This is a genomic window from Mesorhizobium sp. B2-3-4, from assembly GCF_006442315.1.
Lineage (GTDB): Bacteria > Pseudomonadota > Alphaproteobacteria > Rhizobiales > Rhizobiaceae > Mesorhizobium.
In genome coordinates, this window is sequence record NZ_VFVY01000033.1 from 19,376 (window position 1) to 33,025 (window position 13,650).

The following is a 13,650-nucleotide window of genomic DNA, read 5'->3' on the forward strand; positions in this document are numbered from 1 at the left end:
TCCTCCAACATGATTCGAACAGCGATATTGTAACAGGCGCGTGATCACACACCAATCATGACACGAAGCGGGTTGGCCGGGTCGGCCAGCAGCTTCACCGCCAGTGCCACACAGACGATGACCAGCAGCGGCTTGATCAGCCGGGCGCCGATGCGCATGGCCAGACTGGCGCCGAGTCGGGCGCCGAGGAACTGGGCAACGCCCATCATCAGGCCGATCTTCCAGAAGATGACGCCGACAGCGGCAAAGACGATGAAGCCGCCGATATTGGAGGCGAAATTGAGCAGCTTGGTGTGCGCGGTCGCCTTGAGCACGCCATAGCCGGCGAGCGTCACGAAGGCCAGCATGTAGAAAGAACCGGCGCCGGGCCCGAACACGCCGTCATAGAAGCCGATGGCCGGCACCATCGTGACACCGAACAGGAAGGGCGACAGGCGTTCGACGCGGTCGACATCGTTCATGTTGGGCTTGAGCGCAAAGTAGAGGGCAATGGCAATCAGCACCAGCGGCAGCAGCGCCCGCAACAGGTCGCCCGGCACGACCGTCGCCAGCAAGGCGCCGACGGCACTACCGGTAAGTGCCAGTAGCGCCGACGGCAACTGCCGGCGCAGGTCGACATGGCCTTTGGAGGCATAGTGGATCGTCGCCGAGCCCGAGCCGAACATGCCTTGCAGCTTGTTGGTTCCAAGCGCCTCGACGGGCGAGAAACCGGCAAGCAGCAGTGCGGGGATGGTGATCAGCCCGCCACCGCCGGCAATCGAATCGACAAAGCCCGCGGCAAAGCCGGCGAAGGCAAGCATGGCGATGGTTTGTATGCTGAGGTCGATCATCTGGTGCCGGAAGACGTTTAGCTGGCTGGAAACAGGGCGTTCGACCACGAGCGCCCTGTTTGCGCAAGGCCGATTCCGCGCTAACTCTATGAAGAGGAATCGGAAAGGGCCGCCCATGGCGTTCGCATTGCTGGACCAGATACGTTCTATCTTCGACGGCGACCCGGGCGTGCGCAAGGTCGCGGACGATCCCGTCCTGTCGGCGGAGCTGCTGATGCTGTTCCGCATGATCCTGGCCGATGGCACTGTCAGCGAGAGCGAGATGATTGCCTTCCGGCGTATCTGCAAGGACGCTTTCGGCATTCCGGAGACCAGCATCGACGCCGTTATCGAATATCTCAACGAATTCGGCTACGAGACCAACGGTTCGCAGGCGATCGCGCTGTTCCGCGATCTCGACGTCGAGCGACGCAGGCAACTGGCCCAGCACATGGCCGAGATCGCCAAGGCGGACTCGCAATTGGCCGAGAGCGAGGTGCGGCTGCTGCGCCGCACGCTCGACCTGCTCGACATCAGCCCGGTCGATATGGTGGCGCCGGAGAAGTAGCAGCGGATCGGCTGCTCAGCCCTGTTCCTGCATCCGTCGAGCGATCGCCCGGTGCAGATCCGGTGCCGCCGCGACCAACGCCCTGGCGGCCTCGGATTGCGGGCGGTCCAGCACGTCGTTCGTCTTGCCGCGCTCGACGATCCTGCCTTCATGCATGACCAGCACCTCGTCCGTGATGGCGCGGGCGACGGTCAGGTCATGGGTGATGAAGAGATAGGCGATGCCGAGTTTCTGGTTCAGGCTGGCGAACAGATCCAGGATCTGCGCGCGGATCGAAACATCGAGTGCGGAGACGGGCTCGTCGGCGACCACAAGTTTCGGACGGGTGATGATGGCACGGGCGATCGACAGGCGCTGGCGCTGGCCGCCGGAAAATTCGTGCGGGTATTTGTCCATGTCGCGCTGGTCGAGGCCGACCTCGTGCAGCGCATGCGCCACCATCTCGCGGCGCTCGGCGCGCGTCGGCCACTTCTCCAGCACATGCAATGGTTCGGCGATCAGCCGTTCGACCTTCTGGCGCGGGTCAAAGGAGCCGTAGGGATCCTGAAAGACGACCTGCATGTCACGCCTGGCCGGCGCCAGCTCGGCTTCGCTCCTGCCAGTGATGGTTTCACCGCGAAAGCGGATTGCGCCCGAACTTGGCCGGTCCAGCGCCAGGACCATGCGGGCAAGGGTCGACTTGCCGCAGCCGGAGCGGCCGACCAGCGCCACCGACTGGCCCGCCGCCATCGACAGCGAGACATCATCGACCGCACGGACGTCGGGCGCGCGCCTGAACAACGAAATGCGGCGGCCACGGTAATCGCGCGTGACGCCTTCAACTTCCAGCAACGGCTTGGCTGCCGTGTCCGCAAGATGGGTTTTCGGCCGTGCCGGCACATGCATCGAGGCCTGTGCCAGCTGGCGCGTATAGGGGTGGAGCTGCGCGGAGAGCGTGGGTGCCGTGTCGCCGGCCTCCATCACCTCGCCATGGCGCAAGATGGTGATGCGATCGGCCATCTCGGTCACGACGGCCAGGTCATGCGAGATCAGCAGCAGGCCCATGCGGTTTTCCGCGACGAGGTCGCGCAGGAGATCGAGAATCTGTGCCTGCAGCACCACGTCCAGCGCCGTCGTCGGCTCGTCGGCGATCAAGAGCTTGGGTTTCAGTGCACAGGCGATGGCAATGACAACGCGCTGGCGCTGGCCACCGGACAGTTCGTGCGGATAGCGCGACAGCGGGAATTTTGCCTCGGGCAGGCCGACGCGGTCGAGCATTTTTCGGGCGCGATCTTCCGCCTCGGCGCGCGTCGCCCCGCTGTGCCAGCGTATGCCTTCGGCAACCTGCTCGCCAATGGTCTTGACCGGGTTCAGCGCCGTCATCGGCTCCTGGAACACCATGCCGATGTCGTCACCGCGCAGGGCGCACATCTGGTCTTCGCTGGCCGCCAGTATGTCGATGCCGTCGAACGAGACGCGGCCGGTGGCGCGGGCGGCGTGGGGCAGAAGCCGCATCACGGTCAGCGCTGCCATTGACTTGCCGGAACCGGATTCGCCGACCAACCCCATGATCTCGCCGGGCGCGACTGAAATCCCCATGCCCTTCAGAATCCGCGCGCCGCCAATGGTCAGTGACAGGTCCTCGATTTCGAGCAGGCTCATCGTTGCCGCCGCGATTTGGGATCGAGAATGTCGGCGATGCCGTCGCCGAGCAGGTTCAGGCCGAGCACGGTGACGACAATCGCCATGCCGGGGAAGATCGCCATCCACGGCGCGACCACCATGCGTGTCTGCGCGTCGAACAGCATGCGGCCCCAACTCGGCATTGGCGGCTGCGCGCCAAGGCCGAGATAGGAAAGCCCGGCCTCGGCCAGGATGCCCAGCGCGAACTGAATTGTGCCCTGCACCAGAAGCAGCGTGGCGATGTTGGGCAGCACGTGTTCGACCGATATCTGCGTGCTGCTTTTGCCTGCCGCGCGCGCGGCCAGGATGAACTCGCGCGGCCAGATCGCCAGCGCGCCGGCGCGCGCGACGCGCGCAAATACCGGGATGTTGAAAATGCCGATGGCAATGATGGCGTTGACGGCGCCCGGCCCGAAGATGGCAGTGATCATGATCGCCGAGAGCAGCGCGGGGAAGGCGAAGACGAGATCGTTGACGCGCATCAACGCTTCGTCGACCAGGCCGCCGCGCGCGGCGGCGAAGGCCCCGAGCGGTACGCCGACGCCCATGCCGATGCCGACCGCGACCAGCGCCACGGCGATCGAGTTGCGGGCGCCGACCATGATCATCGCCAGGATATCGCGGCCGAAATGGTCGGTGCCGAACCAGTGCGCCAGCGAAGGGCCTTGCGTCTTGTCGGCTATGACCAGCCTGGTCACATCGTAGGGCGTCCACACGTAGGACAGGATCGCCATCGCAAGGATCAGCAAGGTGATGACGAAGCCGGTCACGAAAGCCGTATTCCTGAATGCCTTGGCCAGGATGCCGGTGAATGTCTCATCGGGGATGTCGGCGCGCAGCGTCATGGCCGGCTTCTCAGGCGGGGGTCGACCACCGCGTAGGACAGATCGACCAGGAGGTTGACGGCGATCACGGCCGCGACCAGCAGCATGACGACGCTTTCGACGACGATCAGGTCGCGTTGGGTGATCGCCTGGAACACCAGCCTGCCGAGGCCGGGCAGGTAGAAAACATTCTCGATGATGATAGTGCCGGCGAGCAGGAAGGCGAATTGCAGGCCAAGGATGGTCAGCACCGGGATCATGGCATTGCGCAGCGCGTGCCGCCATAGCACGGCGCGATAGGGCAGGCCCTTGGCGCGGGCTGTGCGGATATAGTCCTCGTTCAGCACCTCGATCAGCGCCGAGCGGGTGACGCGCGCCAGGATCGCGGCTTGCGGTAGGGCAAGGGCCACCGCCGGCAGCAGCAGCGATTTCAGCGCCGGCCAGGCGCCGGGGCCCCAGCCGGGGAAGCCACCGGCCGGGACCAGTCGCAGCCAGACGGCGAAGACATAGATCAGCATCAGCGCGAACCAGAAATTGGGCACGGCGACGCCAAGCTGGGCGGCGCCCATTGCAACCGTGTCGCCGACCCGCCCGCGCCGGCTGGCGGAATACAGTCCGACCGGAATGGCGATGAGGGTGGACAGCGCCAGCGCGATCAGCGCCAGCGGCAGCGAGACGGCGAGCCGCTCGCGCACGAGGTCGATGACCGGTACCGAATAGGTATAGGAGCGGCCGAAATCGAGGCTGGCGAGGCCGCCGGCCCAGTGCAGGTAGCGCAGGAGGAGCGGCGCGTTGAGACCCATCTGGTTGCGTAACAGCTCGACCTGGTCGGCGCTGGCGTTCATGCCCAGCATCAGCCGCGCCGGGTCGCCGGGGAGGATCTCCAGCACGGCGAACACCACGATGGACGCCAGCACCAGCGTGGCCAAAGCGATGGCGAGCCGCTTGAGGAGGTAGACGGTCATGAGAGGCGAGGGAGCGGGGCGCGCGCCACAGTCCTCACTCGCTCCACTTCACCTTGGTCAGGTCATTGGCCTGGATGGGGGCGTTCTCCCATAGTCCCTGCAGTTTGGCGTCCCAGACACCGACCTTGGGCAGTTCGTAGAGGAAACCGACCACGGCGTCGTCGGCGAGGATTTTCTGTGCCTCACCGAGCAGTTCCTTGCGCTTGGCTTCGTCGGAGGTGAGGTTGAGGTCCGCGATCACCTTGTCGAAGGTCGGATTGTCGTAGTTGAAGTAGTAGTCCTTGCGCGAATAGATATCGATGTCGTTGGGCTCGGTGTGGGAGACGATCGTCAGGTCGTAGTCCTTCTTGGTGAATACCTGGTCCAGCCACTGCGCCCATTCGACCGGGATGATCTCGAGATTGATGCCGACGTCGCGAAGCTCCGAGGCGATGATCTCGCCGCCGAGCCTGGCATAGCTGGGCGGCGGCAGTTTCAGCGTCGCCTTGAAGCCATTCTCCAGCCCGGCCTCCTTCAGCAGTTCCTTGGCCTTGTCGACATTGTGCGGATAGAGGCCGGTGAGGTCGACATAGTCCTTGTTGGCCGGAGACATGTGCGAGCCGATCGGCAGGCCAAGGCCGGCCGAGGCGCCGTCGATGATCGCCTTGCGGTCGAGCGCGTAGGAGATCGCCTGCCTGACCTGCAGCTTGTCGAAAGGCGGTTTCTTGTTGTTGATCGACAGGATGGTTTCGCCCTCGGTCGAACCGATCACCACCTTGAACCGCGGGTCGTCCTTGACCTGTGCAAGACTGTCGGGATCGAAAAAGGGGAAAGCCTGGATGTCTCCCGACAACAGGGCCGGCACGTAGGCCGCCGCATCCGGCACGATGCGGAACTCGACCTTGTCGAGGAACACCGGGGCACCCCAGTAATGGTCTGATTTCACCAGCGTGATCGACGATCCCTTGGCCCAGTTCTGGAATTTGAACGGACCCGTGCCAACAGGGTTTTCCTTGTTGGTGTCGGCGGATTTGGGAGACACCATCACCGCGTCGCCCCAGCCCATATTGTAGAGGAAGGATCCTTGCGGGTTCTTCAGCGTGACCTTGACCGTTGCCGGATCGATGACATCGACCTTGTCGATGGCCGCGAACAGGCCTTTTTGCGCATTGACCGAATTGTCGGCGCGAGCCCGGTCGAGCGAGAATTTCACGTCGTCGGCGCTGAAGTCGGCGCCATCGTGGAATTTGACGCCGGTGTGGAGCTTGAACGTATAGACCTTGCCGTCATCGGAAATGGTCCAGCTCTCGGCCAGATCAGGCAGCACCTCGCCATTCTGGCCAATCCTGGTCAGGCCCTCGAAGACATTGGCGTAGAGCACCTCCTTGATCGCGGCGGCGGCGCCGGCGGTTGGATCGAGATGCGGGGGTTCGAGCGGAATGCCGATGACCAGGTCGGTCCGGGCCGCAAGGGCCTGATTGCCCGCGGCCATCGAAAGGACCGCGGCTGCCAGGATGGTTTTCCACAATCTCATCGTGCAACTCCCCATGCGTTCAGGACATGTGCTCAAACCGGACGATAGAAGCGTGATTTGGCGCGGTAGTAAATTGCGTTTCGTGCTGTGCACCGGCGTGGCCGGGAATGTTTTTCTCATGCCGGTGGTGTTGGCCGGTCGAAGCTTGCCGCTGGAACATCAGCCAGAAGCCGTGCCGCGCAGCAGCACGTTGAGCCCGATCGCCATCACCTTGGCCGATTCCACCATGTCCGATATGCCGACCCATTCATCGGGCCTGTGGGCAAGGTCGAGAATGCCGGGTCCATAGGCGATGCAGTCATAGATATGGCCGATGCGGGCAATGTGCTTCTGGTCGTAGGTGCCGGGCGAAATGACGTAGTCGGGCTCGCGGTCGAAGATCGCCTGGATGCCTTGCGCCACGGCCTTGACCACCGGCGCGTCGCGCTCGGTCATCAGGGGCAGCACTTCCATCAGGTCGCGAATCTCGTAGTCGAACTTTTTGCGCTCGCGCTTCAGCCGATCTAGAATCCCGGTCACTTCGCCCTTGACCGTTTTGAGGTCCTCCTCGAGCAGGAACCGGCGGTCGATGGTCAGCCGGCAGGAGTCGGGCACATTGGGCGACGGCAGGCCGGGCCGGAAGTCCTCGGTCTGGCCGCCATGGATGGAATTGATGTTCATGGTCGAGCGCCTGGCGCCTTCCGGCACCACCGGCATGCGCGTCATCTTGCGGTCGAGTGCAGGAAACAGTTCGTCCTCGAATGCCCTGAGCACGGCCCCCATGTGGCGCACCGCATTGTCGCCGAGAAAGGGCATCGAGCCGTGGGCGATCTCGCCCTTGGTCTCGATCTCGGCCCACCAGACGCCGCGATGGCCAAGGCAGATGCGGTCCTTGTTCAAGGGTTCCGGGATGATGACGTGGTCGACCCTGGGTTTCGAGAAATAGCCGAGCCCGGCCAGATGGGCGACACCGCCGAAGCCGCCGGACTCCTCATCGACCGTCCCCGATATCTCGATCGAACCGGGAAAATCGGGGAAGACGTCCATGAAGGCTTCAACGGCGATGATGGAGGCGGCAAGGCCGCCCTTCATGTCGCAGGCGCCGCGGCCATAGACCTTGCCATCGCTGACGACGCCGGCAAAGGGATCCACGGTCCAGCCTTCACCGGGCTCGACCACGTCGATATGCGAGTTGAAGTGAACACAGGCGCCCGGTGAACGGCCGTCGAAACGGGCGACGACGTTGACGCGGGGATAGCGGTCAGTGTCGCCGGGCGTGCCTTCGGCGCGGATGAATTCGATTTCGAAGCCACGCTTCTTCAGGCGCGCGCCAATATACTCGGCGCATGGCCGGTATGCTTCGCCGGGTGGATTGATGGTCGGAAACCGGATCAGGTCGGCGGTCAGCGAAACCAGATCGTCACGCCTGATATCGATTGCTTGAAGGAGTCGCTCATTCATCGGGAGAGTTGAGCAGCGATCCCGATGGTTTTGCAAGCCCGCCGGCAATCCCGATCGTGCGGCGTGTCCTTGCGGCAACTATCGCGGGAAATCGTTCAAATTCGCTGCTTTGGATTGGCGAATTGGTCAAGGAGTGTGTGTTATCTGTTCACTGCCATTAAAAAGGTGAAAAACAACGTGATGGCAGGCAGGCAAGGGGCAATCAAAGGGGTTTGATCGCATGAAAACGTCGTTCCTTAAGGCAGCGGTGCTGGCTGTCGCGCTGTTTGGCGCATCGGTCGCAAGTGAGGCAGCCACATTGACAGCGAACATCGATGTCTCGTCGCAGACAATGACTGTCCGCTATGGCGCCTCGGTCTATCGGTGGGCCGTGTCGACGGCCCGTCCGGGCTACTTCACGCCACGCGGCACCTACCGGCCGCAGCGGACGGCGCGGATGTGGTATTCGCGCAAATACGACATGTCGCCGATGCCGTATTCCGTTTTCTTCCACGGGGGCTATGCCATCCATGGAACGGGCGCCGTCAGGCAGCTTGGCCGTCCGGCTTCGCATGGCTGCGTGCGGTTGCACACGGCAAATGCCGCAGCCTTCTATTCGATGGTCAAGGAAGTCGGCTTCGGCAATACACGCATTGTCGTCACCAACTGAAACGACCTGCTGACAGGGCTGTCATCGGCTGGCGGGGACCAACGTCCTCGCCAATGGCCTTCATCTAGCTGCTTCCAGCCGGGGCCTTTGCCGCGGCACGGTTCTTACGCCGCCAGTTGCTGATTTCCCACCTCTTGTGGAACCACATCCACTGGCCGGGATCCTCGCGGACCCAGCGCTCGACGACGTCGTTCAGCATCTGGGTGGTGGCATGGACGTCGACGCTGCCGTCGGCGGTGCGAGGCAGGACCAGCTTGTCCTCGATCTCGAGCCGGAAGCGGTTGCCCGGCAACCTGACGCAGCGCGCCGGGTAGACGTCGCAGTCATAGTGACGGGCAAGTGTGCCGAGCACGCGGTTGCTCTGGCAGGGACGGCCGAAGAAGGTCGTATCCAGGCCGTTGGAGAATTTCTGGTCGACGAGAACGCCGATATTGCCGCCGTTCTCCAGCACCCCCGCCAGCGCGAACGAGGCGCCGGCCATCGAAGGCAGCAGGCCGCCCATGGTCGAGCGCCTTGTCGAAAGGATGTAGTCGGCGAGGTAAGGGTTGTTGGGCGGGCGAAACAGCGCCGTGATGTTCATGCCGAAGGTCGCGGCCGCCACCGGCAGCAGCTCGAAATTACCGAGATGGCCGGTGAAGACGATGTGCGGCTGCTTCTCGGCCGCGATCTCGACGAAATGCTCTGTTCCCTTGACCTCGATGCGACCGGGCTTGCTGGCGGCGGGGTCATAGTCGAAAAGGGCGTCGAGAAAGATGTATTCGGCGGCAAGGCGCGCCATGTTGCCCCACATGTCGGAGGCGATTGCCTGGATTTCGCCGTCACTCTTTTGCGGATAGGCCTTGCGCAGATTGTCGACGGCGACCTGATGGCGTCCGACCCTCGGACCGATGAGGCGAGCGACGCGGTCGGCAAAATTCAGCGCACTGTCGACCGGCAGCAGGCGCAACAGCGACATGATGATCATCGCGGCCCGCGCGACAAGCCAGTAGTTCACTTGGCGCAGTTGTCTGCCATAGCGAAATTTCAGGTCGCGGCGAAGCTTCTTGAGCACTGAAATCATCCGCCTCTAGGCGACGCGGAGGATGATCTTGCCGAAGACGTCGCGGCCTTCCATGCGCTTCAGCGCGGCATCGATGTCGTCGAAGCCGACCTCGGTGTCGATGACGGGAGCGACCTGTCCCGCCGCCATCTTCTGCATGGCGTTGGCCATGTTCTCCATGCGGCAGCCGAAGGATCCGAGCAGTTTCAGCTGCTGCTGGAAGAGCTGCATCAGGTTGATCTGCGTCGAGACGCCCGAGGTCGAGCCGCACGTGACCAGGCGGCCGCCGCGCTTGAGGCACAGCATCGAGCCGGCAAAAGTGTCGGCGCCGACATGTTCGAAGACGACATCGACGCCTTTCTTCTTGGTCAGCTTTCGCACGACGCCTTCGAAGCGGTCGTCGCGGTAGTTGATGACATGGTCGGCGCCTAGCGCCTTGGCCTTGTCGATCTTGTCGTTGGACCCGACGGTGGTGATGACGCTGCAGCCCATGCGTTTGGCCAATTGAATGGCGGCCGAGCCGATGCCCGACCCACCGGCATGGACGAGGATCGTCTCGCCAGGCTGGAGCCTGGCATTGTCGAACAGCATGTGCTCGACCGTGCCGAAGGTGACCGGGGCGACAGCAGCACCGATATCGGTCACGCCGGGCGGGGCGGGGACCAGCAGGCGCGCCGGGAGGTTGATCTTCTCCTGTGCGAAGCCGTCGAGATGGAAACCGTGGACGCCCGAAACATGTTCGCACAGATTGTCGCGGCTTTCACGGCAGGCGCGGCAGAGGCCGCAGGTACGCGCGCCGTAGATCGACACCAATTGCCCGGGCAGCAGGCTGGAGACGCCGGGGCCGACCGCCTCGACCTCGCCGGAGGCTTCGGCGCCGACGACCAGCGGCAGCTTGCGCTTGGCGAAGGCCATGCCGCGCCAGCCCCAGACATCGATATGGTTCAGCGCCACCGCCTTGATGCGCAGCGTGACTTCGCCAAGTGCGGGTGGCGGCGGGGGCGGCAGGTCCACCGTTTCAAGGCGGCGGTCCTCGATAAGTTGCAGTGCGCGCATGGAGCCTGTCGGTTCTCTACTAAAGCGCTTCGCGCTTTAGTTCTTGGTTTATGCATGTCGTTGTCGCAAAACCGAAGTCGCTTTTGCGCGACATGCATTGGCGGAAAGGGCTCGCTTAGACCGGTTCCCGCGCCATGACAAGGCAAGTGTTCTGGCCGCCGAAGCCGAAGGAGTTCGACAAAACGGTGCGAACCTGCGCATCGCGCTTCCTGTTCGGCACGACGTCGAGCACGATCGCCGGGTCGGGATTGTCATAGTTGATGGTCGGGGGAATGACGCTTTCGCGCATCGTCATCAGTGAAAACGCGGCCTCGACCGCGCCGGCAGCCGACAGCGTGTGGCCAATCATCGACTTGTTGGACGAGATCGGCATCGCGCCAATGCGCTCGCCGAATACCGTCGACAGCGAGAGGTGCTCCATCTTGTCGTTTTCCGGCGTCGAGGTGCCGTGGGCGTTGACATAATCGATTTCGTCTTCGCCGAGGCCCGCATCGGCAAGGGCGGCCCGGACAGCGGCAATTGCCGGCGAGCCATCGGGCTTGGAGCGGGTGCGGTGGAAATCGTCGGCCTTTTCGCCGCAGCCACTGAGGATGCCGAGAACGGAGGCTCCGCGAGCAAGTGCCGCCTCCAGCGATTCCAGCACGAGCGCGCCGGAGCCTTCCGCCAAGACGAAGCCGTCACGGTCCTTCGAAAACGGCTTGGAAGCCTTTTCCGGATTGTCGTTGTGGGTGGAGAGAGCCGACAGCAGCGAGAAGCGGATCAGCGCCTCGGCGGTCGCCGAGCCGTCGGCGCCGACCGACAGCGCCCGGTCGCATTCGCCACGTCGGATCGCCTCGACGCCGAGCTGGATGGCGGTGGCGCCGGAGGCGCAGGCGGTCGACAGCGTGATCGGCAGGCCGCGCGTGCCGAAGCGGTCGGCGAGCCGGTCGGCGATCGAGCCGAACTGGGTGGTTTCGAAGACATCTGTTTCCTTCAGGCGGCGCGCCACCCGCAGCAGCCTTTCGGCCCCGGAATCCTGCTTGTCGGAATTGTAGAGCGCAAAGCGCTCATGCCAGTCGAGCTCGACCGGCGGCGAGGCGAGGAAGAGGGGACCGCCGAAATCACCGGAGTCGAGGCCGGATTCGGCCACGGCTTCACGCGCGGCGGTCTCGGCCAGTTCGTAGGTGAGGAGGCTGGCGCCTTTTGAACTCGACGGCAGGAAGTCGACCATGCCGGAGATGCGCGTGTTGAGGTGATCGACCGGGAAACGGGTGATCGGGTGGATGCCCGACTTGCCCGAGGTCAGCGCCGCCCAATTGTCTGATTTGCCGACGCCGAGCGAAGTCACCACGCCAATGCCGGTGACGGCGACGATGGGCCTGCCCATGTGATCTCTGAACTTGGCCATTCGGAAGCCCTCTCAATTTCTACGGCACGGCGTCGAACGCCGCCTCAAGCGGCGTTGACCAGCGCCATGCCCTCGAATTGGTGATAGCCGATCGCCGTTGCAAGGACGCTTGCGGGAATGCCTGCAAACGGCTTCTCGGCCGCGGCGTCAAAGACAGGGTAGGCGGCCTTGCGATCGACGGCGAGTGCCGCCAGTGCCACGGCGAAAGGAAACTGGGCTTCCTTCATATGCCCGGTCAGGGTCGAAAAGCCACGCGAGGCGATCGCCTCGACGGCATCGAGCGCTGCCTTCTCGGCTGATGTGGCCGCATGCGCGCCGGATGCGCCCGACATTGCGAGCAGTTCGCCGCCGGGCATTGCCGCGCGTTTGAGCAAAGCGGCTATCTCGGCGTCGAGTTCGCCGCGAGAGCGCCTGGCGCGGCCGGAAACGACAGGTCCAAGCTCGGCGTAGATTTTCCGCCCGCGGCTTGCCGCGTGTTTGCGCTGCTCCAGCACCAGGAAGGCGCCGCCCGACCCCGAGACGACACCGCCGCCCTCGGCGCCCTGCCTTTGCCAGACAGGCTTCCACGGGCCGCGATGCAGATAACCGGCGAGCTCATAGCCGAGCAGCATGTCGGAATGTTCGGTCTGGAAAGCGCCGCCGACCAGGATGTGCGTCGACTGGCCGGAACGGATGCGCGCGGCGGCCGTCTCGACGGCGGCGACGCCGGCGCCTTCCTCGCCCATGAAGGTGCGCGACGACCCCGTCACCTTGTGGACGATGGAGATGTTGCCGGCGAGCAGGTTGGAAAGCTGCGCCAGGAAGAGCGTTGGTCGCAGTTCGGTGGTCAGCTTCTCGTTGAGCAGCACGTCGCGGTCGTTGCGGCTCTCGGACGCGGCGAGAATGGCGGCGTCGACCGCCTCGTCGCGCTCGCCGCCGCCGGCCGCCACCACCATGTCCATGGTGGTGCAGAGCTCGTCATTGCCCTTGATGCCGGCATCGTCCAATGCCAGGCCGGCGGCATAGGTGCCGAGGCGCTGCCAGGTTTCCATCTGCCGCTGGTCGCCGCGCTTGGCGATCTGCAGGTTCCAGTCGATCTCGGGCAGCGGGTGAACCGTGTAGGGCGCAAAGCGCGCGGCTTCGAGCACCGGCTTCAGGCCAGGTTGCGCCAGCTTCTGCCAGTGTGCGTCAGGGCCTTCCCCCAACGAGGAAACAAGGCCGATACCTGTGATGACGACGTCGTGGGGGCTGCTCATGAGCGGCTTTGTGGGTCAGGCGGCGGAGCGCGTCAAGTCACGCGCCCCTGACGACCTCAGGCAGTCTTGGCGGCAACCAGCGCGTCGATCTTGGCGCACAGGTTCTTCATGACGAAGTAGTCGTCGGTCGAAGCCTTGCCGTCATTGACTTCCTGCGTCCACTTTTCCAGCGGCACCTTGATGCCGAATTCCTTGTCGATGGCAAAGACGATGTCGAGGAAATCGAGGCTGTCGATGCCGAGATCGTCGATCGTGTGGCTCTCGGGCGTGATGGTGTCGATATCGATCTCGCTGGTGTCGGCAATGATCTTGGCGACTTTGTCGAACGTGGTGGACAAGGGTCTTTTCCTTCTTTGCGGGCGGAATCTGTCCGCATCTTGTTTGGGCGCTGTCTAATCGGTTTTTCCCGGCAGGAAAAGGCCTGATAAACCGGGCGCAGATGGGTAGCGGTCTCCGGAAACGCAAGAAGGGCCGCCCTTTGACCCGGCGGCCCTTCCTGCTGA

13 protein-coding genes are annotated in these 13,650 nt (G+C 63.8%); 2 read left to right on the plus strand and 11 right to left on the minus strand.

Annotated elements, in window-relative coordinates; genetic code table 11:
• Positions 1–44 precede the first annotated feature (44 nt).
• Positions 45–830 carry a TSUP family transporter gene (locus tag FJ967_RS32010; RefSeq protein WP_140736335.1) on the minus strand — a complete coding sequence of 262 codons (786 nt, stop codon included), beginning with the start codon at positions 828–830 and terminating at the stop codon, positions 45–47.
• Positions 831–945: 115 nt separating this feature from the next.
• Between FJ967_RS32010 and FJ967_RS32015 the strand changes: the two genes are divergently transcribed.
• On the plus strand, positions 946–1,377 hold the full coding sequence (locus FJ967_RS32015; RefSeq protein ID WP_140736311.1) for a TerB family tellurite resistance protein: 432 nt from the start codon (positions 946–948) through the stop codon (positions 1,375–1,377).
• A 15-nt stretch (positions 1,378–1,392) separates the two neighbouring features.
• Here FJ967_RS32015 and FJ967_RS32020 read toward each other — a convergent pair whose 3' ends face one another.
• From FJ967_RS32020 to FJ967_RS32040, 5 genes are all read right to left on the minus strand, one after another.
• Positions 1,393–3,018: a dipeptide ABC transporter ATP-binding protein gene (locus tag FJ967_RS32020; protein ID WP_140736312.1), complete on the minus strand. Its 1,626-nt coding sequence runs from the start codon at positions 3,016–3,018 to the stop codon at positions 1,393–1,395.
• Positions 3,015–3,884, minus strand: coding sequence for an ABC transporter permease (locus FJ967_RS32025; RefSeq protein WP_140736313.1), 870 nt, complete (start codon positions 3,882–3,884; stop codon positions 3,015–3,017). The genes FJ967_RS32020 and FJ967_RS32025 overlap by 4 nt, the downstream gene beginning before the upstream one ends.
• Positions 3,881–4,828 (minus strand): ABC transporter permease, encoded by a 948-nt coding sequence (locus FJ967_RS32030; RefSeq protein ID WP_140736314.1) that lies wholly within the window; start codon positions 4,826–4,828, stop codon positions 3,881–3,883. The genes FJ967_RS32025 and FJ967_RS32030 overlap by 4 nt, the downstream gene beginning before the upstream one ends.
• A 34-nt stretch (positions 4,829–4,862) precedes the next feature.
• A complete protein-coding gene (locus FJ967_RS32035) occupies positions 4,863–6,341 on the minus strand; it encodes an ABC transporter substrate-binding protein (RefSeq protein ID WP_140736315.1) in 1,479 nt (492 codons plus the stop codon).
• Between the two features lie 159 nt (positions 6,342–6,500).
• A complete protein-coding gene (locus tag FJ967_RS32040; protein WP_140736316.1) occupies positions 6,501–7,781 on the minus strand; it encodes an acetylornithine deacetylase/succinyl-diaminopimelate desuccinylase family protein in 1,281 nt (426 codons plus the stop codon).
• Between the two features lie 220 nt (positions 7,782–8,001).
• On the opposite strand from FJ967_RS32040, the gene FJ967_RS32045 reads away from it, so the two are divergent.
• A complete protein-coding gene (locus FJ967_RS32045; RefSeq protein WP_140736317.1) occupies positions 8,002–8,430 on the plus strand; it encodes a L,D-transpeptidase in 429 nt (142 codons plus the stop codon).
• 64 nt (positions 8,431–8,494) lie between these two features.
• On the opposite strand, the gene FJ967_RS32050 is transcribed toward FJ967_RS32045, so the two are convergent.
• The 5 genes from FJ967_RS32050 to FJ967_RS32070 all read right to left on the minus strand — a co-directional run bounded on the left by FJ967_RS32050 (position 8,495) and on the right by FJ967_RS32070 (position 13,485).
• Positions 8,495–9,490, minus strand: coding sequence for a lipid A biosynthesis lauroyl acyltransferase (locus FJ967_RS32050; RefSeq protein ID WP_140736318.1), 996 nt, complete (start codon positions 9,488–9,490; stop codon positions 8,495–8,497).
• A 6-nt stretch (positions 9,491–9,496) separates the two neighbouring features.
• Positions 9,497–10,525, minus strand: a complete 1,029-nt coding sequence (locus tag FJ967_RS32055; RefSeq protein WP_140736319.1) for a zinc-binding dehydrogenase — start codon at positions 10,523–10,525, stop codon at positions 9,497–9,499.
• Positions 10,526–10,640: 115 nt separating this feature from the next.
• A complete protein-coding gene (locus FJ967_RS32060) occupies positions 10,641–11,912 on the minus strand; it encodes a beta-ketoacyl-ACP synthase (protein ID WP_140736320.1) in 1,272 nt (423 codons plus the stop codon).
• A gap of 44 nt (positions 11,913–11,956) precedes the next feature.
• Positions 11,957–13,147, minus strand: a complete 1,191-nt coding sequence (locus FJ967_RS32065) for a beta-ketoacyl-ACP synthase (protein ID WP_140736321.1) — start codon at positions 13,145–13,147, stop codon at positions 11,957–11,959.
• Between the two features lie 56 nt (positions 13,148–13,203).
• Positions 13,204–13,485 (minus strand): acyl carrier protein, encoded by a 282-nt coding sequence (locus FJ967_RS32070; RefSeq protein ID WP_010909964.1) that lies wholly within the window; start codon positions 13,483–13,485, stop codon positions 13,204–13,206.
• Between the last annotated feature and the right edge of the window lie 165 nt (positions 13,486–13,650).

Coding starts and splice junctions, on each gene's coding strand:
- FJ967_RS32020 (WP_140736312.1), bottom strand. CDS start 3,018: ATGAGCCTGCTCGAAATCGAGGACCTGTCACTGACCATTGGCGGCGCG.
- FJ967_RS32010 (WP_140736335.1), bottom strand. CDS start 830: ATGATCGACCTCAGCATACAAACCATCGCCATGCTTGCCTTCGCCGGC.
- FJ967_RS32035 (WP_140736315.1), bottom strand. CDS start 6,341: ATGAGATTGTGGAAAACCATCCTGGCAGCCGCGGTCCTTTCGATGGCC.
- FJ967_RS32030 (WP_140736314.1), bottom strand. CDS start 4,828: ATGACCGTCTACCTCCTCAAGCGGCTCGCCATCGCTTTGGCCACGCTG.
- FJ967_RS32055 (WP_140736319.1), bottom strand. CDS start 10,525: ATGCGCGCACTGCAACTTATCGAGGACCGCCGCCTTGAAACGGTGGAC.
- FJ967_RS32050 (WP_140736318.1), bottom strand. CDS start 9,490: ATGATTTCAGTGCTCAAGAAGCTTCGCCGCGACCTGAAATTTCGCTAT.
- FJ967_RS32045 (WP_140736317.1), top strand. CDS start 8,002: ATGAAAACGTCGTTCCTTAAGGCAGCGGTGCTGGCTGTCGCGCTGTTT.
- FJ967_RS32065 (WP_140736321.1), bottom strand. CDS start 13,147: ATGAGCAGCCCCCACGACGTCGTCATCACAGGTATCGGCCTTGTTTCC.
- FJ967_RS32060 (WP_140736320.1), bottom strand. CDS start 11,912: ATGGCCAAGTTCAGAGATCACATGGGCAGGCCCATCGTCGCCGTCACC.
- FJ967_RS32040 (WP_140736316.1), bottom strand. CDS start 7,781: ATGAATGAGCGACTCCTTCAAGCAATCGATATCAGGCGTGACGATCTG.
- FJ967_RS32015 (WP_140736311.1), top strand. CDS start 946: ATGGCGTTCGCATTGCTGGACCAGATACGTTCTATCTTCGACGGCGAC.
- FJ967_RS32025 (WP_140736313.1), bottom strand. CDS start 3,884: ATGACGCTGCGCGCCGACATCCCCGATGAGACATTCACCGGCATCCTG.